At 73.2% G+C, this 24,505-nt stretch carries 29 protein-coding genes; 11 read left to right on the top strand and 18 right to left on the bottom strand.

Going from position 1 to position 24,505, the window contains the following annotated elements; translation table 11 throughout:
* The first annotated feature begins 147 nt into the window (after positions 1–147).
* Positions 148–435 carry a hypothetical protein gene (locus K1X13_RS08740; protein WP_221024718.1) on the top strand — a complete coding sequence of 96 codons (288 nt, stop codon included), beginning with the start codon at positions 148–150 and terminating at the stop codon, positions 433–435.
* Positions 436–497: 62 nt separating this feature from the next.
* Here the strand turns inward: K1X13_RS08740 and K1X13_RS08735 are convergent, their stop codons facing one another.
* Together K1X13_RS08735 and K1X13_RS08730 are read right to left on the bottom strand one after the other, a co-directional pair.
* Complete coding sequence (locus K1X13_RS08735; RefSeq protein ID WP_221024717.1) at positions 498–1,118, bottom strand: dihydrofolate reductase family protein; 621 nt, start codon at positions 1,116–1,118, stop codon at positions 498–500.
* A 108-nt stretch (positions 1,119–1,226) separates the two neighbouring features.
* On the bottom strand, positions 1,227–2,750 hold the full coding sequence (locus K1X13_RS08730) for a serine hydrolase domain-containing protein (RefSeq protein ID WP_221024716.1): 1,524 nt from the start codon (positions 2,748–2,750) through the stop codon (positions 1,227–1,229).
* A gap of 222 nt (positions 2,751–2,972) precedes the next feature.
* Between K1X13_RS08730 and K1X13_RS08725 the strand changes: the two genes are divergently transcribed.
* Entirely contained in the window at positions 2,973–3,527 is a 555-nt protein-coding gene (locus K1X13_RS08725; RefSeq protein ID WP_221024715.1) for a flavodoxin domain-containing protein, read from the top strand.
* A 44-nt stretch (positions 3,528–3,571) separates the two neighbouring features.
* On the opposite strand, the gene K1X13_RS08720 is transcribed toward K1X13_RS08725, so the two are convergent.
* Together K1X13_RS08720 and nadA are read right to left on the bottom strand one after the other, a co-directional pair.
* Entirely contained in the window at positions 3,572–3,868 is a 297-nt protein-coding gene (locus K1X13_RS08720) for a hypothetical protein (RefSeq protein WP_221024714.1), read from the bottom strand.
* Between the two features lie 197 nt (positions 3,869–4,065).
* Positions 4,066–5,076, bottom strand: coding sequence for a quinolinate synthase NadA (gene nadA, locus K1X13_RS08715; protein WP_221024713.1), 1,011 nt, complete (start codon positions 5,074–5,076; stop codon positions 4,066–4,068).
* 109 nt (positions 5,077–5,185) lie between these two features.
* On the opposite strand from nadA, the gene K1X13_RS08710 reads away from it, so the two are divergent.
* Positions 5,186–5,449: a hypothetical protein gene (locus K1X13_RS08710; RefSeq protein WP_221024712.1), complete on the top strand. Its 264-nt coding sequence runs from the start codon at positions 5,186–5,188 to the stop codon at positions 5,447–5,449.
* 1 nt (position 5,450) lies between these two features.
* Here the strand turns inward: K1X13_RS08710 and K1X13_RS08705 are convergent, their stop codons facing one another.
* A complete protein-coding gene (locus K1X13_RS08705) occupies positions 5,451–6,875 on the bottom strand; it encodes an RtcB family protein (protein ID WP_221024711.1) in 1,425 nt (474 codons plus the stop codon).
* Positions 6,876–6,958: 83 nt separating this feature from the next.
* Here K1X13_RS08705 and K1X13_RS08700 point away from each other — a divergent pair, with 83 nt between their 5' ends.
* Positions 6,959–7,381 (top strand): archease, encoded by a 423-nt coding sequence (locus K1X13_RS08700; protein WP_221024710.1) that lies wholly within the window; start codon positions 6,959–6,961, stop codon positions 7,379–7,381.
* Positions 7,382–7,633: 252 nt separating this feature from the next.
* Here the strand turns inward: K1X13_RS08700 and K1X13_RS08695 are convergent, their stop codons facing one another.
* Together K1X13_RS08695 and K1X13_RS08690 are read right to left on the bottom strand one after the other, a co-directional pair.
* Entirely contained in the window at positions 7,634–8,551 is a 918-nt protein-coding gene (locus tag K1X13_RS08695; RefSeq protein WP_221024709.1) for a phosphotransferase family protein, read from the bottom strand.
* Between the two features lie 129 nt (positions 8,552–8,680).
* Complete coding sequence (locus K1X13_RS08690) at positions 8,681–9,523, bottom strand: class II glutamine amidotransferase (protein ID WP_221024708.1); 843 nt, start codon at positions 9,521–9,523, stop codon at positions 8,681–8,683.
* Positions 9,524–9,627: 104 nt separating this feature from the next.
* Here K1X13_RS08690 and K1X13_RS08685 point away from each other — a divergent pair, with 104 nt between their 5' ends.
* Entirely contained in the window at positions 9,628–10,764 is a 1,137-nt protein-coding gene (locus K1X13_RS08685) for an aminopeptidase P family protein (protein ID WP_221024707.1), read from the top strand.
* 21 nt (positions 10,765–10,785) lie between these two features.
* Positions 10,786–11,052: a GlsB/YeaQ/YmgE family stress response membrane protein gene (locus K1X13_RS08680; RefSeq protein WP_221024706.1), complete on the top strand. Its 267-nt coding sequence runs from the start codon at positions 10,786–10,788 to the stop codon at positions 11,050–11,052.
* Positions 11,053–11,093: 41 nt separating this feature from the next.
* On the opposite strand, the gene K1X13_RS08675 is transcribed toward K1X13_RS08680, so the two are convergent.
* On the bottom strand, positions 11,094–11,834 hold the full coding sequence (locus K1X13_RS08675; RefSeq protein ID WP_221024705.1) for a sulfite exporter TauE/SafE family protein: 741 nt from the start codon (positions 11,832–11,834) through the stop codon (positions 11,094–11,096).
* 165 nt (positions 11,835–11,999) lie between these two features.
* Here K1X13_RS08675 and K1X13_RS08670 point away from each other — a divergent pair, with 165 nt between their 5' ends.
* Positions 12,000–12,344: a spore germination protein GerW family protein gene (locus K1X13_RS08670; protein WP_221024704.1), complete on the top strand. Its 345-nt coding sequence runs from the start codon at positions 12,000–12,002 to the stop codon at positions 12,342–12,344.
* A gap of 64 nt (positions 12,345–12,408) precedes the next feature.
* Here the strand turns inward: K1X13_RS08670 and K1X13_RS08665 are convergent, their stop codons facing one another.
* Genes K1X13_RS08665 through K1X13_RS08640 form a run of 6 tightly spaced genes read right to left on the bottom strand, consistent with a single transcriptional unit; the run spans position 12,409 to position 17,385 of the window.
* Positions 12,409–13,578: an LLM class flavin-dependent oxidoreductase gene (locus tag K1X13_RS08665; protein WP_221024703.1), complete on the bottom strand. Its 1,170-nt coding sequence runs from the start codon at positions 13,576–13,578 to the stop codon at positions 12,409–12,411.
* Between the two features lie 4 nt (positions 13,579–13,582).
* Positions 13,583–14,620 carry an ABC transporter substrate-binding protein gene (locus K1X13_RS08660; RefSeq protein WP_221024702.1) on the bottom strand — a complete coding sequence of 346 codons (1,038 nt, stop codon included), beginning with the start codon at positions 14,618–14,620 and terminating at the stop codon, positions 13,583–13,585.
* Positions 14,617–15,438, bottom strand: a complete 822-nt coding sequence (locus tag K1X13_RS08655) for an ABC transporter ATP-binding protein (RefSeq protein WP_221024701.1) — start codon at positions 15,436–15,438, stop codon at positions 14,617–14,619. The genes K1X13_RS08660 and K1X13_RS08655 overlap by 4 nt, the downstream gene beginning before the upstream one ends.
* On the bottom strand, positions 15,435–16,274 hold the full coding sequence (locus K1X13_RS08650; RefSeq protein WP_221024700.1) for an ABC transporter permease: 840 nt from the start codon (positions 16,272–16,274) through the stop codon (positions 15,435–15,437). Before K1X13_RS08650 ends, K1X13_RS08655 begins: the two co-directional genes overlap by 4 nt.
* Positions 16,271–16,834: a flavin reductase family protein gene (locus K1X13_RS08645; protein WP_221024699.1), complete on the bottom strand. Its 564-nt coding sequence runs from the start codon at positions 16,832–16,834 to the stop codon at positions 16,271–16,273. Before K1X13_RS08645 ends, K1X13_RS08650 begins: the two co-directional genes overlap by 4 nt.
* Positions 16,831–17,385: an NADPH-dependent FMN reductase gene (locus tag K1X13_RS08640; protein WP_221024698.1), complete on the bottom strand. Its 555-nt coding sequence runs from the start codon at positions 17,383–17,385 to the stop codon at positions 16,831–16,833. Before K1X13_RS08640 ends, K1X13_RS08645 begins: the two co-directional genes overlap by 4 nt.
* A gap of 112 nt (positions 17,386–17,497) precedes the next feature.
* On the opposite strand from K1X13_RS08640, the gene K1X13_RS08635 reads away from it, so the two are divergent.
* Positions 17,498–18,868, top strand: coding sequence for an FAD/NAD(P)-binding protein (locus K1X13_RS08635; RefSeq protein WP_221024697.1), 1,371 nt, complete (start codon positions 17,498–17,500; stop codon positions 18,866–18,868).
* 84 nt (positions 18,869–18,952) lie between these two features.
* On the opposite strand, the gene K1X13_RS08630 is transcribed toward K1X13_RS08635, so the two are convergent.
* Positions 18,953–19,615, bottom strand: a complete 663-nt coding sequence (locus tag K1X13_RS08630) for a hypothetical protein (RefSeq protein WP_221024696.1) — start codon at positions 19,613–19,615, stop codon at positions 18,953–18,955.
* 154 nt (positions 19,616–19,769) lie between these two features.
* On the opposite strand from K1X13_RS08630, the gene K1X13_RS08625 reads away from it, so the two are divergent.
* Positions 19,770–20,483 carry an LmeA family phospholipid-binding protein gene (locus tag K1X13_RS08625; RefSeq protein ID WP_221024695.1) on the top strand — a complete coding sequence of 238 codons (714 nt, stop codon included), beginning with the start codon at positions 19,770–19,772 and terminating at the stop codon, positions 20,481–20,483.
* 40 nt (positions 20,484–20,523) lie between these two features.
* On the opposite strand, the gene K1X13_RS08620 is transcribed toward K1X13_RS08625, so the two are convergent.
* The 3 genes from K1X13_RS08620 to K1X13_RS08610 all read right to left on the bottom strand — a co-directional run bounded on the left by K1X13_RS08620 (position 20,524) and on the right by K1X13_RS08610 (position 23,192).
* A complete protein-coding gene (locus K1X13_RS08620; protein ID WP_221024694.1) occupies positions 20,524–22,248 on the bottom strand; it encodes a hypothetical protein in 1,725 nt (574 codons plus the stop codon).
* 110 nt (positions 22,249–22,358) lie between these two features.
* Positions 22,359–22,607, bottom strand: coding sequence for a hypothetical protein (locus tag K1X13_RS08615; RefSeq protein WP_221024693.1), 249 nt, complete (start codon positions 22,605–22,607; stop codon positions 22,359–22,361).
* A gap of 183 nt (positions 22,608–22,790) precedes the next feature.
* Positions 22,791–23,192, bottom strand: coding sequence for a hypothetical protein (locus K1X13_RS08610; RefSeq protein WP_221024692.1), 402 nt, complete (start codon positions 23,190–23,192; stop codon positions 22,791–22,793).
* A gap of 113 nt (positions 23,193–23,305) precedes the next feature.
* On the opposite strand from K1X13_RS08610, the gene K1X13_RS08605 reads away from it, so the two are divergent.
* Positions 23,306–23,737, top strand: coding sequence for a hypothetical protein (locus K1X13_RS08605; RefSeq protein ID WP_221024691.1), 432 nt, complete (start codon positions 23,306–23,308; stop codon positions 23,735–23,737).
* A gap of 91 nt (positions 23,738–23,828) precedes the next feature.
* Complete coding sequence (locus tag K1X13_RS08600; RefSeq protein WP_221024690.1) at positions 23,829–24,497, top strand: PaaI family thioesterase; 669 nt, start codon at positions 23,829–23,831, stop codon at positions 24,495–24,497.
* Positions 24,498–24,505 lie beyond the last annotated feature (8 nt).

Below are 24,505 nucleotides of genomic sequence, written 5' to 3'. Positions count from 1 at the left end.
GGTCGCGGCGTACCGGCGGGGCGCAGCGCCACGGTGAGCGGGGTGATCGCAAGACCGCCCGCCGGCGTCATTCCGGCTCGACGCGCACCGGTCTAGCGTCCACAGAAGGCGATGATGCGTCGGACACTCACCCGATTGGAGACGGCCATGGCGTACGGAATCGTGCATCACTTCCGCGGCGGCACAAGGGAGCAGTACGAGGCGGCGCTCGCCGCCGTACACCCTGCACCGGACCGCCTCCCCGACGGACAGATCTTCCACGCCGCCGGCCCGTCGGCCGGCGGGTGGACGATCATGGCCGTCCACGAGTCGCAGGAGAGCTGGGAGCGCTTCCGCGACGACATCCTCATGCCCCGCATGCGGGAGGGCATCGAGGGCGGGTTCGAGTCGGAGCCTCAGGAAACCACGATCGACGTCTACAAGCTCCTGCCGTAGACCGCACGACATCCGGGCTGCCCGGATACCTGCCGTGCATCAAGCTGCCCGGCGGCGGGAGCTCAGCTGTCCTCGTTCTGAGGCAGGTGCGCCTTCGCGTCGTCGTACGAGCCCTCGGGGGTCGACTCGGCGCCGGCGTAGACGAGGTGCACCACGCCGGTCGTGAACGTCTGGGAGGAGACCAGCCGCAACGGGAGCGGCGCATCGTCCTCCTCGAACAGGCGCGTGCCCTTGCGGACGGCGATCGGGTGGACCAGGAGGTGCAGCTCGTCGAGGAGCCCGGCGGCCAGCAGCTGCCGTACGACGGACACGGAGCCGCTCATCGCGATGTCGGTCGCGCCCGGCTCGTTCTTCAGCTCGCCGACGGCCTCGACCAGGTCGCCCTTCAACTGCTCGGAGTTGCGCCAGGTGAGCTGCAGATCCTGGGTCGACACGACGACCTTGCGCGCGTCGCCGAGCTTCTTGGCGAAGTCGGCGTCCTCACCTCCGGCGGCCTCGCGGTCCGGCCAGGCACCGGCGAAGCTGTCGTAGGTGCTGCGACCGAGCAGCAGCGTGTCGGCGGCGCCGAGCTGGCTGTCGACGGCCGCGCCCATCTCGTCGTTGAAGTACGGGAAGTGCCAGTCCTGGGGGTCCTCGACGACACCGTCGAGGGAGATGAACAGGCCAGCGGTGATCTTCCGCATCGGACGTCTCCTTGATCTTCGTGAAGAGGTGGTGTTCATCGAGTCTGACCGCGGTCGCCGCGGAAACTCATCGCGAGGTCACGTGGTCGCGTCGGCGGCGACGCCCGCTCAGGACCTGCCGCGGTGCCGTGCCCTGCCAAGTCTGCGGCCGAGGATCGACGCACCGACGACGGCGCCCGCACCCTCGGCCCACCGCCGCGGGTTCGTGGCCTCGGGTCGCTTCCGGGCCGACACGGGCATCGCGTCGAAGTGGACCGCTGTCGTTCCCCGATCACGGCTGAACACGACCGGGAAGGTGTCGAGCCCGAAGTCGGAGAAGTCGATCTGGAACGCGTAGGGGTCCTCGGCGTCGCGCGGATGCAGCACGAAGCCACGGTAGAGGAGGGGTACCGGCGTCAGGAACCGGAGGACGAGCTCCCCCCGGCGGCGGACCAGGACCTCGACCCCGGCGCCCACCATCGCCCTCAGCCGCAGGTCCGTGAGCGGGCCGGGCAGCTGGTACCAGCCGCAGAGGTCACCCCAGACCTCGGGCCGTTGCGGGACGTCCATGCGCACCACCTCGTCCGGGACGCCGAGCAGGGAGCGGAGCAGCCGCCCCAGCTCGGCCGGCAGCCACAACGCCCCGCTCCTCGTGCCGTTGGTGAAGGCCATGACACCGACCCCGTCGTCGGGTGCCACGAGGATCTGCGAGTCGAAGCCGGGCAGGAGCCCCTGGTGCTCGACGACCGGATGCCCCCCGGCGTTGCGGCGCCAGAACGCCAGGCCCATGCCCGGGATCCGGGGATCGGGCTGGTACTGCGCCGCGAACATGCCGGCCAGCGTCGCGGGTGCGAGCACCGCCCCGTGCTCGTTGGCGCCGCCGCCGAGCAGAGCGGCGACGTAACGGGCCATGTCCCGGGGTGTGGAGTAGGCGTTGGCGGCGCCTGCCGTCACCCAGTCACGGTCCGGGACCGGCCTGAGGCCATGAGAGCGCAACAGGTAGCCGGTCGCGAGCCGCGACCGGTCGACCTCGGACCGGACCAGGGTGGTGTCGGCCATGCCGAGCGGCCCGAAGACGCGCTCGCGCAGGTAGCGCTCCAACGACGTCCCGCTCACGTCCTCGACGATCTGCCCCAGCGTCGCGGGCCCGTGGTCCGTGTAGCGGAACCTGGTGCCCGGCTCCGCGTCGAGACGCAGGCTCCCCCGGTAGTACTCGGTGAGGGAAGGCACCCGCCGGCCCGCCTTCACGCTCTCGCCGTAGTCCCGCCGCAGCACGCCGGAGCGGGGCACCTGCTCGCCGATCCCGGCGGTGTGGGTCAGCAGGTGCCGCACCGTCGCCGGCCGCCATCCGGACTTCGCGGGGACGAGCCGGTAGGCGCGGAGATAGTCGTCGGCGGGCGCGTCGAGGTCGACCAGCCCCTCCTCGCACAGCTGCATCACGGCGATCGCCGTGAAGGTCTTGGTGATGGAGGCGACCCGGAAGACCGTGTCCTCGGTGACCGGCGCCCTCGACTCCACGTCCGCGACGCCGTGCCCGTGGAAGAGCTCCAGCGACCCGTTACGGACCACGCCCAGGGCGAGACCGACGGCCGGCCGACGGTTGAGGATCTCCTCGGCCCTGGCCTTCAGCTCGCGCTCACCGATCTCGGGCATGGGTGGACCTCCGGCAAACGCTCCAGCTCCGCGACGACCCCCGTCCAGGAGGACCTGACACCGATGGTTCTCCACCACGGCGAGGGAGTGAAGAGCACACGCCTGCTCCGTGGTCCGCCGTCCCCTATCCGCCCTCCGAAGGGTGACGCCTGCGGAGTCGGCGCGACTCCCGGGGACCTTGGGCCCTACGTCGTCCGCGACCCGGCTGGCAGATTGGCTGACGTGAGCAGGATCTGCATTCCCTACGGCACGACCGAGGGTCAGACGGCCAAGATCGCGGAGTACGTCGCCGACGTGGTCCGGGAGCACGGTCACGAGGCCCGGGCGGTGGACCTCAAGGACGCCGGCGAGGACGTGTTGGCCGGTTGTGACGCGGTGATCCTCGGCTCCTCCATCCACATGGGCAAGCACGACAAGCACGTCGGGGACCTCGTCCGGAAGAACCGCGCCGCGCTCGAGCGGCTACCCTCCGCGCTCTTCTCGGTGAGCCTCGCCGCGCACGGTGACACGCACGAGGCGGAGACCTACGTCGAGGAGTTCGAGGAGGAGACCGGCTGGCGCCCGTCCATGGTCGCGCTCTTCAGCGGTGCCCTGCTCTACACCCAGTACGGGTTCCTCAAACGACACATGATGAAGAGGATCGCCCGCGGCAAGCCGGGCGACCTGGGCACCGACACCTCACGCGACTACGTGTACACCGAGTGGGACGGCGTGAGGCGGTTCGCCGAGGACTTCCTGGACGGACTGGCTCCCGACACTGGTGGGACGCAGCAGTAGAGGGACCGCTGCTCGGCAGGAGCAGCGGGCCCTCCGCCGCGGGCCTACGGGAAGTACGGGGTGTCCGAGCAGTTCACCTGCACGAACTTGGCGAACTCCCCGGCGGTCACGGTCTCCCCGAACAGCTCCAGGGCCAGCGGGTCGCCCGCGTCGACGAACTCCTGCAGCGCCTCGGCACGCTCCTTCGGCGTGAGCCCGTGGTCGCTCGAGCCGTGGCTGACACGTTCCCCGAAGCAGCTCGGCGTGCCCGGCTCGCCCACCGGGTGCGCCTGCGCCGGAGTCGCGCCGGCGAGGATCGCGGTCGTGGCGATCGGGACGAGAAGAAGCGCCTTCTTGCGCATGTCCAACTCCTTCTTCGGCGCCACCCTCACGGCGACGCGTGGTTGGGGGCGAAGGTAGCGAGCAGGCCCATCGCCGAGCGGTCGATCCGGCGTCTCTTCACCGCGAACCGGGCATAACCACCCGATGCGCTCATGCCACCGATAGCCCCCATTCGTCATGGACGGCTGACGAGACTGAGCACAGCGGGTCCCCCGAACTAGCCGATCTCGACCATCCGCTCGATCGGGGTCCGCGCGCGCTCGGCGACCGCCGGCGGCACCCGGACCTCGAACCTCCCCTCCCGCAGCGAGTCGCGCAGCTTCGGCAGGGTGATCATCTTCATGTACTTGCAGACTGCCCTCTCGTTCGCCGCCACCAACCTCGCCCGCGGCGCAGCCCGGGTCAGGGGGTCGAGCATGCCCGTCTCGGTGGCGACGACGTACTCCCTGTCGGGGTGCTCACGGACGCGGTTCAGCATCCCGCCGGTGGAGAGGACGTGGATCCCGTGGGAGACCGGCTCTCCCCCACCGGCGCTCTCGACGACGGCATCGAGGCTCGCGCACTCCGGGTGGATCAGCAGCTCGGCGTCGGGGTGCGCAGTGCGCGCCCGTACGACGTCCGCGGCCGTGATCCCCGCGTGGACGTGGCACTCGCCGGGCCAGACGTGCATGCGCCGGCCGGTCACCCGTTCGACGTACGAGCCGAGCCAGACGTCGGGGCCGAAGAGGATCTCGGTGTCCGGGCCGTGCTCGCGGTAGACGTGCTCGACGACCTGCACGGCGTTCGAGGACGTGCAGCAGTAGTCGGTCTCGGCCTTCACCTCGGCCGAGGTGTTGACGTACATCACCACCACCGCGCCCGGGTGCCGCGACTTCCAGTTGCGCAGCTCGTTCGCGGTGACCGAGTCCGACAGCGAGCAGCCGGCCTCGAGGTCGGGGATCAGCACGGTCTTGTCCGGGGAGAGCACCGAGGCGGTCTCGGCCATGAAGTGCACGCCGCAGAAGGCGATCACGTCCGCCCGGGCCGCCGCAGCCTGCCGGGAGAGCGCGAGCGAGTCGCCGACGAAGTCGGCCACGGCCTGGACCTCGGGCACCTGGTAGTTGTGGGCCAGGATCACCGCGTCCCGCTCGGCCGCGAGGGCGCGCACCTCGCGCGAGAGCTCCGCCGTCTCCTCCTCGGACAGGTGGAGGACCGGGACGGGCTCGTCGATGGTCGGCACCTCACGCATCACGTCGAGGCTACGCCGCTGCCGCGCGCGAGGGGCCGAAGTTCCCTTGGTTTCGTGGGCCGGGCGGGCGCAGCATGAAGGGGTCGACGCACATCCGGGAGGCGAGCGCATGTCCGAGCCGTACGACCCCGCCAGCACGCCCAGCATCGAGGTCCGCGTCTTCCGCCATGGCGAGCTGATCGAACGCCACCTGTGCGAGTCGGACGAGGAAGCGGCCGTCCTCGTCGAGCAGTGGTCGGAGGTCGACGACGTGAACTGCTTCGTCGACGACCTGTCCTTCCACCACCGGGTGGGCGACGTGCTCGAGCCGGAGCCGGCCGAGCCGGCCGACGAGGACTACCCGCACGAGCCCGCGGCCGAGCCGGAGGCGTAGCTCAGCCCTTCACCACGCCGAGCGGGACCAGGCGAGCGACCTTCCGGGCAAGTCCGGCCCGCTGGCTGATGTCGGCGACGGCGTCGATGTCCTTGTACGCCTCGGGCTTCTCCTCGGCGAGCCCGCGCCACGACACGCCGCGCACCAGGATGCCCTGGGTCTCCAGCTGGCTCCGGAGCGCTCTGCCGCTGGTGCCGCGCGCGGCCTGGTGCCGGCTCTGGACCCGCCCGGCGCCGTGGGCGGTCGAGCAGAACGCGGGGTTGTCGGCCACGCCCGCCAGCACGTACGACGCGGTGCCCATCGTGCCCGGGATCAGCACCGGCTGACCGACCTCCGCCAGGTCCCCCGGCAGGTCGGGGTGGTGCGGGGGCAGCGACCGGGTCGCACCCTTGCGGTGCACGCACAGGGAGCGCCGCCGGCCGTCGACGTCGTGCACCTCGAGCTTGGCCAGGTTGTGCGAGATGTCGTAGACCAGGTCGAGCGACGTCCCCACCTCCGCCGTCAGGACCCGGCGCACCGCCTCGGTGAGCAGTTGGCGGTTGGCGCGGCCGTAGTTCGCCGCAGCGGTCATCGCCGCGAGGTAGGCCTCCCCCTCGGGAGAGCGGACCGGGGTGCAGGCCAGCTGGCGGTCGGGGACGACGATGCCGTACCGGCCCATCGCCTTGTCCATCTGCCGCACGTGGTCGGTGCAGACCTGGTGGCCCAGGCCCCGCGAGCCGCAGTGGATCATCACGCACACCGACCCCTGCCGCAGGCCGCCCATCCGCGCCGCCGTGCCCGCGTCGTACACCTGGTCGACGACCTGGACCTCGAGGAAGTGGTTGCCCGAGCCGAGGCTGCCGACCTGGCCCAGCCCGCGCTCGAGGGCCCGATCGCCGACCGCGGCCCCGTCCGCCCCGGCCAGCACCCCGCGGTCCTCGCACCGGTCCAGGTCGCGGGGGACGCCGTGCCCCTGCTCCACCGCGTACCGGGCCCCGCCCTCGAGCACCCGCCGCAACGACGCCCGGTCCAGCAGCCGCCACACCCCTTTCTGGCCCATGCCGCGGGGGATGGCGTGGTCGAGCCGGTCCATCACCGCCTGGAGCCGGGGCATCAGTCCCACACGGTCGAGGTCCGGGGCCACGAGAAGCCGCACCCCGCACGAGATGTCGAAGCCGACCCCGCCGGGCGAGACCACCCCTCCCGCCTCCACGTCCGTGGCCGCCACCCCGCCGATCGGGAAGCCGTAGCCCCAGTGCACGTCGGGCATGGCGAAGGAGGCCCGGACGATCCCGGGCAGCGTGGCCACGTTCGCCACCTGCACCAGCGCCTTGTCGCCGTGCACGTCGGGCAGCAGGCCGTGCGACGCGAACACGATGCCCGGCACCCGCATCGCGCCCTCCCGCTCGATCCGGAACCGGTACGGCGTCTCCTCGACGACCTTCATGAGGCCGCGGATCCGGGTCTCAAGCCTCTGGTCCCGGCCAGGCCGGCCGTGCTCCGCTGTCCGCACCAGGAGGGAGCAGGCCGATGGACGAGACCGAGCCCGGACACCGGACCGTGCCGCACACGGCGGACCTCCGGGTGGAGGCGTGGGCACCGACGCGCGAGGGCTGTATCGCCCAGGCGGTGCTCGGCACCGTCGACAGCTTCCTCGACACCTCGTCGGTGCATCCCGAGCGCAGCCGCCGGTGCCGGCTGACCGGGCACAGCGACGAAGACCTGCTGGTGGCGGTGCTCGACGAGGTGGTCTACCTCCTGGACACGACCGGGGAGGCGCCCCTGGACGTCGAGCTGGAGCCCGATGACGGGGGCGTCGACGTCCGGTTCGCGATGTGCGACGCGACGGCCCTTCCCCAGACCGGTGCCGTTCCCAAGGCGGTGTCGCTGCATGAGCTCTACTTCGCTCCTGGACCGGGCGGTTGGCGTTGCTCCGTCACGCTCGACGTGTGAACCCGCACGGGCACGTGCATGGACCTGCGAGGCGATTTCCCTTCGCCGGTATTGTCCGGATCAGGTGATGGGGGTCGCTGTCCGATCTCTCGATCGTCCAGCCTCTCAGCCGTCTTGCTTCTCAGCCTTCCGGCTCCCTCGCCCGTCTCGCAGGCCACGTCCCACGATGCCGGGCGCGGGCACCTCCCGCCAGGGTCCAAAGACAGGGTTCCAGACCGCCGGACGGGCTATCGGCGCCCCCGCCCGTCGGTGCTACGGCCGGCCGTCGAGGAACATCCGCAGCCGGGTGAACGTGTGGTCGTGGTCGCTCGGCACGTGTCCGTTCACCGCGCGGCAGGCCCAGCCGAGCCGCATGGCCACCTCGGTCGCGGCCACGAGGTCGCCGTCGAAGCGCTCGGCGTACGGCGCGAGGTAGGCGTCGCGGAACGGCGCCACGTCGACCGAGTCCTGGACGTCCTCGAGCCCCCACGCCAGGACACCCTGGAGGGTGACCGAGAGCGTGAAGAACGGGTGCGAGATACAGACGTCGCCCCAGTCCATCAGCAGGGGACGGTCGTCGCGGACGAACACCTGGCCGTCGTGCAGGTCGTCGTGCTGGAGCAGCTCGGGCAGCCCGAACGCCGCGAGCTCGTCGCACAGGTCGGCCACCAGCGGCGCCGCGTCGCGGAAGCGCCGGTCGGCACCGATCTCGTCCATCAGCCGCTCGTAGCCCTTCGGCAGCGTGGCCAGCCGCATGTCCGGTACGCCGAGGGCCAGCAGCTCGTCCACGTCGTCGGCGAGGTCGAGCTGGACGCCGGCGTAGAGCGGCAGGACGTCGTACCAGCGGTCGAGGCTCTGCTCGCGCGGCACCACCGTGCGCAGCGACTCGCCGGCGTCGGTCATCAGCATCCAGCCGGCCGTGGTGTCGGCGGCCAGCAGGGGCGGGACGGCGTCGGGACGGCGGGCCGCGATCCGTGCGGTGACGGCGGCCTCGTGCCGCAGTCCGTCACCGCTGGCCTTGAACCAGACGTCGCCCTGCCGGGTCGGGACGCGCAGCACGGTCGACCACGGGTAGACGTGCGGCTGCTCGAGCTCACCGGTCCGCACCACACCCAGCTCGTCGAGCCGGTCGTCGACCCAGGCGTGCACCCCGGCCAGCCAGTCGGGATCACGCCAGCGCATGTCGTCCATGGCCGGAACGGTAGTGAGCGGCGGCGCCCGGCGACACCTGTTTATCCAGCGCGGGGGAGCACCCCGACGCGCGCGGCGTCGTACTCGAGCCCGCGCAGGTCTCCCGCTCCGGCCGCAGCCGGGTCCGGACTAGCCGGGGACGGTCAGCGCCTGCGGGCTGAACGGGCGGATCTCGTCCTGGCCCGGGCGCACGATGCCGCAGGACGACTCGGGCAGCTCGTTCCAGGCCCCGCTGAGGTCACGCAGCGGCTCGGACACGACGAAGCGTGTCTCGTCGCTGAGGCGGCCCAGCACCTCGACCTCGGGGTGGAGCTCACGCACCCGGTCCAGCTTCGTGGAGTAGAACAGTGACCGCGACCGGCCCACGCTGGAGTAGCGGAAGGCCCAGATCGACTCGCCGTCCGTGGTCGCCACGGTCATCTGCACCGGGTGCTCCACACCGTGCTTGCGTGCGGTTGCCTCGACGAGGCCGACCGCCCGCGCGACCGCGTCGACCGGGTCGTCGGTTAGCCCGCAGGTCAGCGCCAGGAAGAACAGGGTCTCGGAGTCCGTCGAGCCCTCGATGTCCGGGAACAGCGACGGGTCCACCGCCATCAGCAGGTCCCGCTTCAGGTCGTGGAACCCCGCGATGGAGCCGTTGTGCATCCACAGCCAGCGTCCGTGCCGGAACGGGTGGCAGTTGCTGCGCTGCACCGGGGTCCCGGTCGACGCGCGGACGTGCGCGAACAGCAGCGGCGTCTCGACCTGGGCCGCGATCTCGCGCAGGTTCCGGTCGTTCCACGCGGGGTCGACGCTCTTGAACACCGCGGGTGTCTCGCCCGTGCCGTACCAGCCGATCCCGAAGCCGTCGCCGTTCGTGGTGGTCGCGCCCATCCGGGAGTGCAGGCTCTGGTCGATCAGCGAGTGGACCGGCCGGAACAGGAGCTCCTCGGCCAGGACCGGGTCCCCCGAGTACGCCATCCATCTGCACATGGGACCACCGAAGCAGGGGCCGCCCGGCCCGGACATCCCCCGTCCGGGATGAGCCCTCCACCGGGCGCGGGTGGCTAGCGTGGGGTGCCGGACGGAGGAGAGCCATGACCGCCACCACGCACCCGACGCCTGCGCCGTTCACGACCGAGGACTACACGGCCCGGATGGCGCGGGTGGTCGACGAGGCCCTGGAGGTGGGCCTGGACGGGGTGATCGTCACGCCCGGCCCGGACCTGGTCTGGCTCACCGGGTACCGGCCCACGGCGGTCACCGAACGCCTCACCATGCTGGTGCTCTCCCCCGGCATCCGGCCCACGCTCCTCGTGCCGACGCTCGAGCGGCCCGACGCGGAGGCCGCCGAGGGAGCCCCCGGCGTCGGCATCGTCGACTGGGCCGACGGGAACGACCCGTACCAGGTCGCCAGCGGCCTGCTGCAGACGGACGGGCGCTTCGGCATCTCCGACTCGGCGTGGTCCCTGCACCTGCTCGGCCTGCAGCGAGCCCTGCCCGAGACGCACTACCGCGCGCTCAGCACGAGCCTGCCCATGCTTCGGGCGGTCAAGGACGCGAACGAGCTGTCCCGGCTGGCGGCGGCGGGCGCGGCCGCCGACGCGGCGTACGCCGAGATCGTCCGGCTGCGCTTCTCGGGCCGGCGCGAGACCGAGGTGGCGGCCGACCTGGCCCGCCTGCTCCGGGAGTTCGGGCACGAGCAGGTGGACTTCACCCTGGTCGGGTCGGGCCCCAACGGCGCGAACCCGCACCACCAGCCCGGGGAGCGGCTGATCCAGCCAGGCGACGCGGTCGTGCTGGACTTCGGCGGGCTGATGCTCGGCTACGGGTCGGACACCACGCGCACCGTGTGCGTCGGCGAGCCGAGCCCGGAGGTGCAGCAGGTGCACGACGTCGTACGGGCGGCCCAGCAGGCGGCGTTCGAGGCGGTGCGGCCGGGCACGACCTGCCAGGAGATCGACCGGGCGGCCCGGTCGGTGATCACCGAGGCCGGGTACGGCGAGCGGTTCATCCACCGCACCGGGCATGGGATCGGCGTCACCACGCACGAGCCGCCGTACCTGGTCGAGGGCGAGGAGCAGCCGCTGCAGCCGGGCATGTGCTTCTCCATCGAGCCCGGGATCTACCTGTCCGGCCGGTTCGGGGTCCGGATCGAGGACATCGTGACCGTCACCGGGGACGGGGGCCGCCGGCTCAACAACACCGACCGCCACCTCCGCGTGGTCGAGTAGGTCGAGACTAGGAGTGGTGCCGTGCTCATCCTCGCCGTCATCGTCGTCGGCCTCGCGGCCGGCTGGGTGGCCGGCCTGCTCGTCGGCAGGGGCCGGTTCAGCTGGGGCCAGCTCTTCGTGGTCGGGCTCGCCGGCTCGTTCGTGGGCGGGATGCTGGGAAGCCTGCTCTTCGGCGACGGGCTCGAGCTCCGCCCCAGCGGACTCGTCGGCTCCGTCGTCGGCGCCACCCTGGTGCTGCTCGTCGTCCGCACGGTGCTGGAGAGGCAGGCGGGCAAGTCACCGAAGTGACCGCGCCTGGGTTTCCGGTGGAAGCCGGAAAGGCTTCCTGATCAGGCGACGGAGGCCACGGTGCGGACCACCAGGAACGCCCCGGCGGCGATGCAGGCGAGCGCGACGATCCGGCGGAGCAGCTCGACCGGGATCCGGGTCGCGACGACGGCGCCCAGGGCGGTCCCCACGGCGGCGACGATCCCGAGCACGGTGCCGAGCCGGACGTCGGTGAGCCCCGCCTCCAGGTAACCGAGCGACCCCGAGACGACCACGGGCAGCTGCACGACCTGGCTCACCGCGACCGCCCGGAGCGGCGCCACGCCGAGCATCAACAGGATCGGGACGAGCAGCACCGGCCCGCCGGTGCCGGTCAGCGCGGAGCCGAACCCGACGACCGCGCCGATGACCACGAGCGCCGCCGTCCCCAGCTCACGGTCGCCACCCCGACCGCCGCGCGACCACAGCTGGTGCACACCGACCGACAGGGTCAGCGCGGCCACCGCCAGCACGATCACGGGCGCGGGCAGCAGGGCGTTGGCGCGGGCGCCGAGGAAGGCGGCGGGTACGACGCCCAGGCACAGCCGCGCAAGCATCGACCACGGGACGACACCCCGCCAGCCATAGGCCAGGGTCCCGACCACCCCGGTGAACAGGAACGCCCAGGTGCTGGTCGCCGTCGCCTCGTGCGGGCTCAGGCCGCCGGCCACGACGAGACCGGGCGGCAGCAGCACGCCACCGACGCCGGCCATGCCGATGAGCAGGCCGACCACCGCGGCCAGGGCGAGAAGCACCAACCCCATGGCACACACCCTTCCCGGTCAGCGGTGACGACTGCCGAAGGCTAGCCGAGCGGCACCCACCCGCATGCGATCCCACAGGGGACCTTCAGCCCTGCCTGTTCCGCCGCACGCTCCGGAGCATGGTCTCGGGCCTTTCGCCCGCACCGACGCCCACGAGGAGGGTTCATGAAGGTCAACGAGGTCCTCAGCAACGCCAGGGACGCGATCACGGTCAAGCGGGTGTACGGCGAGCCCTACGAGAAGGACGGGCTCACCGTCATCCCCGCCGCGATCGTGGGCGGAGGCGCCGGCGGCGGCACGGGCCACGACGACAAGGGCCAGGAGGGTGAGGGCGGCGGGTTCGGCGTCAGCGGCCGCCCGGCCGGCGCCTACGTCATCCAGGACGGCCAGGTCAGCTGGCGGCCGGCGGTCGACCCGAACCGGATCGTCGTGATGGCGGGGCTGGCGGTCATCGCCTTCCTGCTCAGCCGGCCGCGGCTGGCTCGTGCCCGCGCCCTGTCCAAGGACTAGCAGCGACCCGGGGCCGCCGGCCGGACCCACTCCCCGGAGGTGGGCCCGGCCGACGGCGGGGTGGTCAGGCGCTGCGCACCGCCGGATCCGCGTTCTCGGCGCGACCGTAGATGCCCTTGGCCCGCAGGAGAGGCATGACGCCCTCCGCGAACCAGTACGCCTCCTCCACGTGGGGGTAGCCGGACAGGATGAACTCGTCGATCCCGAGGCGGTGGTACTCCTCCAGACGGGTGGCCACCTCCTCGTGGCTCCCCACGAGCGCCGTACCGGCTCCACCGCGGACCAGGCCGACGCCCGACCAGAGGTTGGGCGCGATCTCGAGGTCGTGGGCGGAGGCGAACGTGCTCCGGCCGCCGTGCAGCGAGCGCATCCGCTGCTGACCCACCGACTCGCTGCGGGCCAGGACCTCCTGGGCCTTCTCGATCTCGGCCGGGTCGAGCCCGTCGAGCAGCCACTGCGCCTGCCGCCAGGCCTGCTCGCTGGTGTCCCGGGACAGCGTGTGGATCCGGAGTCCGAAGCGCATCTCCCGCCCCTGGGCGCGGGCCAGCCCGCGGATCCAGGCGATCTTCTCCGCGACCTGCTCCGGCGGCTCACCCCAGGTCAGGTAGACGTCGGCGTGCCGTGCGGCCACCGGCCCGGCCGGCGCCGAGGAGCCGCCGAAGTAGATGTCCGGCAGCGGGTCGATCTCGCCGCGGATCTGGGCGCCCTCCACCTGGTAGTGCTCGCCGTCGAAGTCGTACGGCGCCTGGGTCCACGCGCCGCGCACGACGGAGAGGAACTCGTCGGTGCGGGCATACCGCTCGGCGTGGCTCAGGTGGTCGCCGAAGCGGCGCTGCTCGCTCTGCTCACCGCCGGTGACCACGTTCAGCAGAAGCCGGCCGCCGGAGATGCGCTGGAAGGCCGCGGCCATCTGCGCGGACAGGGTGGGGCTGGTGACCCCGGGCCGGAACGCGACCAGGAACTTGAGCCGGCGCGTCTCCCGGATCAGCGCGGAGGTGACCAGCCAGGCGTCCTCGCACCAGGTCCCGGTGGGGGTGAGCACCCCCTCGAACCCGAGCTGGTCGGCGGTGCGGGCGACGCTGGCGAGGTAGTCGATGTTCGCCTCGCGGAACACCGCGGCGGTCCCCGGCTCGCCGACCGGGAGGCCCACCCCCTGGGGGACGCTGTGCCCGCCCCCGACCAGGCCCCGGGAGTCCCCGGTCGTCGGCAGGAACCAGTGCAGCTTGATGCTCATCGTGCTACTCCTTCTCGCTCGTCTCGGCACTGCCGAGGACCGCCTCGTTGAAGCGGTCGGTGAAGAACGGCTCGACGTCGAACTTCTCCGGCAGCAGCCCGGCGTCGACGAAGGCGTCGGCCATCTCCTGCTCGGAGGCGAGGACCTCGTCGTCGAGGGCGACGGGCGTGGCGACCCGCCGGTCCACGGCGCGGCCGGTCACCTCGACCGGCAGCCCGGTCTCCTCGGCCCACACCTCCGCCCAGATCTCGCGGTGCGTGTTGCTCCACACCTTGGCCTCGGCCAGCCGGGCCACGTAGTCCTCGATCGCGGCCGCGGTCGCCTTGTCGTCGAGGGCGTCCGGGGCCGCGGCCTGGAAGGTCATCCCGTTCACCAGGCCACTGCCGTCGACCAGGACGCGGGCGCCCTCCTCGAGCTCGGCCTGGGCGGTGTACGGGTCCCAGATCGCCCAGGCGTCGACGTGCCCCGCGCTGAACGCGGCCAGCGCGTCGGCCGGCTGGAGGTACTGCACCTCGACCTCGTCGAACCCGACGCCGGCCTCGGCGAGCTGGGCGAGCAGGTTGTAGTTGGCCGAGCTGCCCTTGGCGACCGCGACGTCCTTGCCCTCGAGGTCGGCGACGTCCTGGACGTCGGAGCCCTCGGGTACGACGATCGCGTCGCCCTTGGCGCCCATCGTGTCGCCGGCGACCACGACCAGGTCGCTGCTCGCCGCGGCGGCGAACAGCGGGGGTGTGTTGCCCACGCCGCCGATGTCGATCGCGCCGGCGTTGAGCGCCTCGAGCAGCGGCGGGCCGGAGGTGAACTCCTTCCACTCCACGTCGTACGGCAGCTCGTCGAGCGCGCCTGAGGCCCGGAGGAGGGCCTTGGAGCCGCCCTTCTGGTCGCCGACGGTGAGCGTCACCTTGGACAGGTCGACGGTGCCGTCGTCGCGGACCGCGTCGGCGTTCTGCCCCGAGGCGCTCGCGCACGCGCTCAGCGCGGTGAGGGCGAGGGCTCCGCTGGCGAGGCCGGTCGCTCGGCGGATGCGGTGTGCGGTTCTCATGCTGCTCCACTTTCGGTAGGTCGTTCGGTGCGGGGGTTCCGGGTGCCGGCGTCGACACCCAGGGCCTCCAGGACGTGGGTCCTGATGGCAGAGATCTGCGGGTCGCCGTTCCTCCGGCCACGGGGCACGGCGAGCGACCACTGGGCGGCGACCTGGCCCTGGTCGAGGACGAGGACGCGGTCGGCGAGGGCGAGGGCCTCGTCGACGTCGTGCGTGACGAGCAGGACGCCGGGCCGGTGCCGCTTCCAGAGCGCGACGACGAGCCGGTGCATCTCGATGCGGGTCAGCGCGTCGAGGGCGCTGAACGGCTCGTCGAGCAGGAGCAGGTTGGGCTTGCTCACGAGGGCGCGGGCCAGCGACACGCGCTGAGCCTGGCCTCCCGACAGCGAGAGCGGCCAGGCGTCGCGCTTCTCGGTGAGGCCGACCTCGTCGAGGGACCGGCGGGCGTGCTCGCGGCGGATCCGCCGCAGGGGCCCGTTGGCCAGGGCGAGGGCCACGTTGTCCTCCACCGTCCGCCAGGGCAGGAGCCGTGGCTCCTGGAAGGCGACGGAGACCGCGCCGTGGACGGTCAGCTCGCGCGGGGACGCCGGGTCGAGGCCGGCCAGGCTCCGCAGCAGGGTGGACTTGCCGGAGCCGCTGCGGCCCAGCAGGGCGACGAACTCGCCTCCGCGGATCTCGAGGTCGAGGCCGCGCAGGACGTGCGTCGTGCCGAACGAGCGGTGCAGCTCGGTGACGGTGGCGACGGAACGGCCGGTCCCGTCCTCGGTGGCGTCCGTGCGGTTCGGGCGAGGGGTCTGGTGACGGGGGTTCCTGGTCATGAGCGCCATGCCAGAGCCTTCCTTTCGATGAGTCGGACGAGGGTGTCGGTGAGCAGGCCGAGCAGGCTGTAGACGGCCAGCCCGACCACGATCACGTCGGTCTTGAGGAACTCGCGGGCGTCGTTGATGAGGTAGCCCAGCCCGGCGTCGGCACTGACCGTCTCGGCGACGATCAGCGACAGCCAGGCGACGCCGAGGCTCTGCCGGAGCCCGACGAGGGCCTGCGGGAGGGCACCGGGGGCGATCACGTGCCGCAGGCGCTGCCGGCGGGTCAGGTTCAGCGTGTGCGCAGCCTCGAGGAACTTGCGGTCCACGCTGCGGATCCCGGCGAACGTGTTGAGGTACAGCGGGAAGGCAACGCCCATCGCGATCAGCGCGATCTTGGGGGTCTCCCCGATGCCCATCCACACGATGAACAGCGGGATCAGCCCGAAATGCGGCAGCGTGCGCAGCATCTGCATGGGCGGGTCCACCGCGTCCTCGCCGATGCGGGAGAGGCCGGCCACCACGGCCAGCACCAGGCCGGCCGTGGCCCCGATCAGGAAGCCGGAGAGCACCCGGCCGATCGACGTCGCGGTGGCGGACTGGAGGGTGCCGTCGGCGAGCAGCTCGGTCGCGGTGGCGAGGATCTGCAGCGGTGAGGCGAGCACGTCCTCGGTGAGGATCCCGGCGCTGCTCAGCACCTGCCACGCCGCCAGGATGAGCAGCGGACTCACCCAGCGGCGGAGCCAGCCGAGGCCCGCACGGCGGCGGCGCCGGGGCCGGCGCTCGCGTCGGCGGACGGCCGGCTCCGCGGTCACCTCCGCCAGCTCCTGCGGGGGTACGAGTGTGGTCATCGTCTGCGGCTCCTGCTCGTGATCGGGGTCGGGGACTCGTCGGCTGCGGCGCCGACGGAGGCGTAGGCGCCGTCGTGGTAGACCAGCGGCGAGCCGGACCTGCTGATCCGCGCCTCGGTGACGCGGGCGAGCACGATCACGTGGTCGCCCGCCGTCACGTGCTGGACCACCCGGCAGCACAGGTAGGCGGCGCACCCGTCGATCAGGGGCTCTCCCCCGGGTGCGGGACGCCAGCTCACCTCGGCGAAGCGGTCGATGCCGGAGGTGGCGAAGGTCGTGGCCAGCCCCTCCTGGTCGCGGGCCAGCAGGTGCACCCCGATCCGGCTCGACCGCGACACGGTCCTCCAGGCCGAGGCGGAGCGGGCGACGGCCAGGGACACCATCGGCGGGTCGAGGGAGACCGAGGCCAGCGACGTGGCGGTGAAACCGACCGGAGCAGGCCGGCCGGCGGCCGTGACGACGACCACCCGGGCGGCGTGGTCCCGGAACACCGACCTGAAGAGGTCGGCGGTGACCGGCTCGGGCGCCTCCTCGACCTCGCTGAGACGCAGGGTGCTCATCGGACCCCCACCTCCTCGAGGCGAACCGCCGAGGCCACCGCGGACACCACGCGCCCGTGGCTCTGCTGCCACGCGTCGACGGAGTCCGGCAGCCGGTCGAGGCGGTGCTCCTCGAGCACGAACGACGGCACGGGCAGGTGGGCGCCGACCGCCTGGAGCACGAGCCGCAGCTGGAGGTCGGCCGTGACCCCGTGAGCGCTCGACGCGGTCAGGACGACGGGGACCGCGACGGTCGACGCCAGTGCGGTCGGCTCGAGGCCGTCGAGGAAGAGCTTGAGGACGCCGGTGTAGCCGGCCTTGTAGACGGGGGTCGCCACGACCAGCACCCGGGCGTGCCGTACGACGTCGCGGGCCCGTGCGACACGGCCGTCCTCGGGCGAGCACAGCGCGGAGCCGAGGTCGGCGAGCTCGATGACGACGGGGGCGGCGGGCCGGTCCGCGACGAGACCGGTCGCCACGGCGCGGGCGACCGCGCCGGTGCGCGAGCCGGCCGCCGGGTTCCCGACCAGCACCACCACGTCTCCCGCCGGATTCTCAGGTGACACAGACATGTAGCCACTCCTCTGAACTAGTCAATGTCTAGTAAGTTAGTGGTGATACTAGACAGAACGACGGCGTTCCATGCAAGGCGCGCCGACATGTGGACCGACAGATGGAGGATCGATGCGGAATCTCGTTGCCGACGGAGAGGTCGAGGTCCGGCCGACCAGGGTGGTGGTCGTGGGCGGAGGCGCCGCGGGGGTGATCACCGCGGCGCACCTCCTCCGCGCGGCCGACCCGGCGCACCCGGTGGACGTCCGTGTCGTCGAGAAGGACGCCGCGATGGGTCCGGGGCTGGCCTACCGGACGCGCCACCCGCTGCACACGCTCAACAACTTCGCCGGCCGGCTCAGCGCCGTCGAGGGCGACCCGGACCACCTGCTCCGCTGGTGCGCCGAGCGCGGCCTGCCGGTCGAGCCCACGACGTTCCTGCAGCGCGAGGTCTACGGCCGCTACCTCGCCGGGGTGCTCGACGACGCGCCGACACCCGCGGGCAGCATGCTGCGGCGCGACCGCGGCGAGGTGGTCGACGTACGCCAGGACGAGGACGGGCTCACCGTGCTCCTCGCCGACGGCCGGGAGCTGCCGGGGGACACGGTCGTCCTCGCGCTCGGGAACCCGCCCCCGCGCCGGCAGGCCGAGTACGAGCGCTGGGGCGACCGCTACCAGCCCGACCCGTGGGCCGAGAGCCCGACCGGGAGCGGCGAACCCGCCCGCGAGGTGCTGCTGGTGGGCACCGGGCTGACGATGGTCGACGTCGTCGCGCGGATGCACGAGGCGTCACCCGGCACCCGGTTCACCGCGGTCTCCCGGCACGGCCTGCTGCCCACGGCCCACAAGCGGGGCAGCGCCCGGCTGCACGACACCTTCCACCCGGGGGTGGGCTCGCTCGACACGCTGATCGAGCGCGTGCGCACCCGGGTCCGCGAGGTGGAGGACGTCGGCGGCGACTGGCGCGACGTGGTCGACTCCGTACGCGCCTGCGCCAACGACCTGTGGGCCGGCCTGTCCCGCGCGGACCAGGACTGGTTCGTGCGCAACGTCGCCCGGCACTGGGAGGTGGCCCGGCACCGCATGTCGCCGGAGATGGCGGCGTACGTCGACCGGCTGCGGGAGTCCGGCACGCTGCGCGTCGCCCAGGTCGGCGAGGTCGACCCCGCGGCGTTCGACCGGATCGTCAACTGCACCGGCCCGGCCCCGGTCCCGACCCGGGGCTGGAGCCGGCTCGTGGACACCCTGCTCGACCGCGGCGCGCTGCGCGGTCACCGGCTCGGTCTCGGGCTGGCCCTCGACCCGCTCGGGAGGGTGGTCGACGCGGAGGGCCGCACGAACCCGCGCCTCTACGCGGTGGGCGCGGCACGTCGCGGCACCGAGTGGGAGGTCGCCGCCGTCCCCGACCTGCGGCAGCAGGCCGCCCGGCTGGCGACGCATCTGCGCGCGACGCAGGGACTGACCGGTCGCGGCACCCGGTCCGACCAGGTCCGCCCCGCCTGACTCCACGCAGGACGCCGGTCCCGCCAGTTGTGGCAGGGGCCGGCGCCTCGCAGGTCCGGGACGCGCGCCCGTGCGCGCCGGGGGTCAGCGGTCCCGGCGGCGCCGTACGCCGTGCCGGATCGCGAGCCAGGCCAGGAGGACCGCGACCAGGACCTCGGCCACCCACAGCCCGACGTTCCAGGGCGACCGCGAGTAGAACGGCGGGTGCAGGTCGAGGACCAGCACCCGCCGCAGCACCCAGGAGTGGACGCCGAGGAGCAGGATCCCGGCCTCGACGACCGGCACCGCGGCGCAGGCCAGCACCGCGCGGGCGCTCCCCCGACGCCACCACCGGTGGCCGAGGTAGCCGAACACGACGCCGGCGGCGATCTCGAGGGGCAGCCAGGGGTTCCGTGGGGTGAGCAGGACGGTCCAGGGCACGCCCCGGTCGTCGAGGAGGTCGGCGTAGTAGCCGAAGAAGCCGGCGAACACGACGGTCAGCCCGGCCAGCACGGCACCGGCACGCCCCGGGAAGACCCAGGCGCCGGCCACGAAGGGCAGCACCACGTACGGCGCCCCGAGGCTCCCGGGCCACATCCGGGCGACCGTCTCCGGCGCCGGCAGCTGGTTGGCGGCGTAGCCGAAGGCGAACCCGACGACCGCGACCACCACCCAGCGGACCCACGGCACCAGCCACCGGCCCGCGCCGGCCGAGGCGCGACGCAGGCTCGGAGCTCCCCGTCGGCCGGGTCCCTCGCCCGATGGCACATCTCGAGTCTCACATCAGCCACCAAGGGCGAGAAGGTGCCCGACGCCTGCCGGTCACCGAGCCGACGTACGCCGGCGGCAGCCCCCGGTCCCTGGCCGACGGCCCGCGCGGGGAGGTATGTCAGGGTTGAGGCATGGCAGAGCAGGGCGTCCCGTGAGGCGCATCTTCAGCGTGGTGGCGGTCCTGGCCGTGCTCGTCCTCGCCGCCGACCGCGGCGCCGCGTGGGCGGCCGAGCGGGTGCTCTCGAAGCAGATCGAGCAGCGCGCGGAGCTGACCAGCGCGCCCGGCGTGGACATCGGGGGCTTCCCGTTCCTCACCCAGGTGCTCCAGGGCCGCTACACCCGGGTGCAGGTGGACGTGGGCGACGCGTTCGTGGTCCGCGGCCTGCGGGTGGACCGCTCCACCGGCGTCGCGGAGGGCCTGCGGGCGCCGTTCCAGGACCTGGTGAACCGCGACCTGGACGCCCTGCGCGTCGAGGACGCCACCGTCGAGGTCCACATGCCGTTCAAGGAGTTCGAGCGGCTGGTCGACGACGAGGTCGGCGCGAGCGGTCTGGAACTGCGCTTCTCCGAGGGCGACGAGGGCCGTCTCGCGATGGCCGGGGAGCTGGCCACCCCGCTCGGCGCGGTCAGGCTGCGGGCCCCGGTGGACGCGGTCGTGAACGACGGCGCGATGCGCCTGAAGCTCCGCGGGAACGCGCTGGGCAGGCTGCCCGACGCCGCCCGTGACCTCGTCGAGCAGGGGCTCGACCGGTCCTTCGCGCTGCCCGACCTGCCGATGGGTTTCGAGGTGACCTCCACCGAGGTGGACGGCACCGGCGTGAGCCTGGTGGCGCAGTCGCGGAACACCCGCCTCACCGTCCCCTGACGCAGCCGGCACCCACCGCCGTACGACGGGCCCCGGCGGGTCAGCCTCCCGCCCGCCGGGCGACGCGTTCCGCGAGGTCCGGGCTGCCGAACGTCGCCACCTCGATCCCCGGGTGGGCCGCGTAGTCGCGCGCGGCCAGCATCTCCGCCGCCGTACGCGGGTGGTCCCAGCGCGCGAGCCAGGGCAGGCCGACCTCGGTCAGCGCGTGTACGACGGAAGCCATCCGTCCCTCGAGTCCCGGCTCGTCCAGCCGCACCGGCCAGTGGCCGCGCTCCGGCCCGACCAGGCGGGCCAGGACGTCGAACCGCGCCACCGGCGGCATCTCCGCGGCCGGGAGCACCTCCAGCTGCGGGGCGGTGAGGTCGGTGGCGAGCCAGACGGCGAGCGTGACCACCGCGGCGGTGTCCGCGACGCCCAGCCGGACCCCCAACACCGACCTCGCGCCCCGGCGCCAGAACGACTGGCCCGGCCCCGCGGTGAAGCCGGCGGCGAGCAGCGCGGGCCTGACCTGCGTCCGCGTCACCCGGCCCAGCGCGGACTGCGCCCGTCGGGGCGCCCGCGAGGCCTGGGCGGCCTGGACCTGGTCCTTGGCCCTGCCGACCTCGCGCGCGCGGCGGCGCAGCTCGTCCTCGGGAGTGCCGAGCGCGGCCGCGACCCGCTTCAGCAGCTCGCGGCGGGTCAGCTCCCCGAACAGCTGCTCCAGCTGCTCGCGCGCCGCCGCCTCACCGGCCCGGCTCCGGGCCTCCAGCGCGTCGACCGCGCCGGCCGCGGCCTTGGCGCACAGGGCCACGGTGACGAACCGCTGCGGATGGCTCGCGGCGCCCCGCAGCACGACCTGCCCGAGCAGCGGCGTCACCCACGCCGCGTCGACGTACCGGCTGGCCAGGGCGGCCCCGCGGACCACGACCGCGTTGGCCCGGCTCACCAGCCACGTGGACCCACCCGAGTCCACCTCGTCGGGCGGGACGGGTGCCAGGTCCGCGGCGACCAGCGCCTCCAGCATCGTCCGGAGCAGCTCCGCGGCCGGTGGTGACCCGGCGACCAGCTCCCGCACCTCGCGCTGCCACCGGGCGGTGGGCCGGGCCTGGGTCGCGGCCGCGAGGCGGGCCAGGAGCGGCTGAGCGCCGTCCCAGTCCTCCGCGATCCGTTCGGCGGCCGCGCGGACCACCGGACCCCAGTGGTCGGTGACCTCCACCGCCGACAGGTCCAGCAGGCCGGCCGGGGCGTGCGCGGCGATCATCGCGCGGACCTTCTGCCGCAGCCCCGGGATCAGGTACCGGTGCACCGGCTGCTCGCGGAGCACCCGCTCGGCCCGGGTCAGCCCCTCGACGACCAGCAGGTCCGCGGGGTCGTGTCGCAGCACGGCACCGGCCGCCGCGACGGCGAAGTCGAAGGCGCCGACCTCGAACGGGGAGCAGGCCAGCTCGAGCAGCAGCCGCGCGTCCTGCGCGGAGTAGGGCAGCCGGCGCCGGCGCAGGCTCTCCAGCACCGTGCTCGCGAACAGGTCCGACGCGGCCACCCGGTACAGGTCCTCGGTCACGAACCGCTCCGGCAGCGGTTGCGCCTGCACCGCCCCCGCGACGACGTACACCGCGACCGAGACCAGCCGCTCCGGGGCGAGCGCCAGGAGGCCGCGGCCCTCCGCGGTGTCCGCGAGCGGGCCGCCGTCGTACGTCGACGCGGCCACCAGGACCACGTCGATCGCCCGCTCCCGGTGCCGCTCGAGCAGCGCCCGGAGCCCGTCGTCCAGGTCGGGTCCTCGCATCCTCCGATGATCCCGGTCGGACGGGACGTGCGGGTGGAAACCGCGCAAAGCCCCCCCGGGGGTGCTGCGCCGGGAAGGGCGGCGTGCCCCGGACCCGGCCACCCCGGGCCTCAGGCGCTCCAGCGGATGGCTTCCTCCAGGTAGTCCGCGGGCGCGTAGGCGCCGCGCAGGTCGGCGCGCTGGTCGAGCAGCTCCGACAGCCCCTCGAGCTTGCGGCGCGGCTTGCGCGGCATCCGGAGGACTGCACCGCCCTCGACGACGACGTCCGCGTCGGGGGCGGTGCGGCTGGGGGCGGTGCGGCTGGGGGCGGTGCGGCTGGGGGCGGTGCGGCTGGGGGCGGTGTGCGGCATGGCGGTCATGGTGTTCTCCCTCGTGCGTGCGGTGTGCGACGAGATCCATCGTGACCAGCGAAAAGCTCCGCGAAGTAACGAGACGTTACGGGCACGAAAACACCTGGCCCGCTGGGTTACAGCCGGCGAAAAACTGGCCCGGGACGCCCGGTTCCGCCGCTCCGGCGCGGGGTCGGGCCCGGGGCGCGGGCGCTACAGCCGGCCGGGGACGACGGTCAGCCGGACCGTCCTGCGCTCCCCGTCGGGCCAGCGGCACTCGACGACGTGGTCGCCCTCGACGAGCTCCGGGTTGCTGGTCGCGCCGTCCCCGTCGGCCACCGCCGACTCGAGGATCACCGCGCCGTCGGGGTCGAACAGCCGGATCGTGGCGGGACCGCCCTCGGCGAGCAGGAAGGTCTGGTGCACGCCGGCCGCGACGTCCGCCCGGTTCAGCAGGCACGCCGGCTCCCCGGTGTCGCGCGCGACCACCTCGATCGGCGCCACCTCCGGCGGGGATCCCGGGTCGCCGAGACAGCCGCCGCACGCGGCCAGGACGGAGAGGACGGCGCCCAGGCGCAGGGCGCGCGGCGCCGTACGGGGTCGAGGTCGGTGCACGGCACCCAACCTACGCAGCCGGGTGCGGTCGGGTCCGGCAGAGCCCCGGCGCGACGCGCATTCTCGACGCAGAATGGGAGACCTGTGCTGCACCCGACCGGAGAGGAACCGCCATGGCCGACGAGCCGCTTCCCGAGCACCAGCCGCCCCCGGGTGTCGACACCCGCACGATCGAGGCCGTGGGCCTGGTCACCGAGGCGCTCGAGACCACCGAGCGGGCGCGCGGGTACCTGTACTCCTTCCACCAGCTCACCGGGTCCGCGGACCTCAAGCTCGGCGAGGCCGTCGACAAGCTCCACGACGCCGGCCACCACGACCTGGCCGAGGAGATCGAGCGGGAGATCGTCGGGCGCAACGTGATACCGGGGCGGTGGACGTTCCAGATCATGGAGGCGTACGACGACACCTACTGGGGGCCGTTCCGCGAGATGGAGCAGCGGGTGCGCGACAAGCTGACCGAGGGGCGGCGGCACCTGTACGAGGCGCAGATGAAGGAGGACCGCCGTACGCACGGGCACCGGCACCACACCGCGGTGCCCGACTGAGGTCGTGGCCGCGGCCCGCCCCGGCTGTGTTCCGCCGCACACCGCCGCACACCGCCGCGCGATCGTGCAGAACCTGTTCTAGGCTCGCCGGATGGACGCTGACTCGTACACCCGGACGACGCTGAGCACCGCGGACCTCGCCGAGCAGGACCGGGTCCTCGGCGCGCTCGCCCAGCGCACCCGCGAGCTGGTCGACGCCACGATGCGCACCGAGGTGGACCACGCCGAGGTCGAGGAGATCACCGCACTGATCGAGGCGCTCACCACCCGCCTCGGCAAGCAGCAGCGACCCGGCTCGCTCGGCGTCGAGATCGGCCCGGACGGCACCATGCGCAACCCCGGGAACGCCGTGGTCGGGCTGCGGAACCCGGTCGCGCCGCCGCTCCGGGTCGAGCGCACCCCGGACGGGACCGCGGCGGCGTCGTTCCACCTCGGCGCGATGTACGAGGGCCCGCCCGGGCTGGTGCACGGCGGGGTCAGCGCGCTGATCCTCGACCAGATGCTCGGCGAGGCCGCCGCGGCCGGAGGCGCCCCCGGGATGACCGGCCGGCTCGCCCTGAGCTACCGCCGCCCCACCCCGCTCGGCGACCTGCGGGCGGAGGCGGCGATCCACGAGGTGAACGGCTACAAGACCACCGTCCACGGCCGGATCCTCGACCCCGAGGGCAACCCCACCGTCGAGGCCGAGGGGCTGTTCGTCCTGCCTCGCTGGGCCCGCGATGCGATGGCCGACGCGCGACGCCCGGACTCCTTCGAGTAGCCCGGCCG

This window comes from Nocardioides jiangsuensis (assembly GCF_019679455.1).
Taxonomy (GTDB): domain Bacteria; phylum Actinomycetota; class Actinomycetes; order Propionibacteriales; family Nocardioidaceae; genus Nocardioides_C; species Nocardioides_C jiangsuensis.
This window is presented reverse-complemented; position numbering and strand designations above follow the sequence as displayed.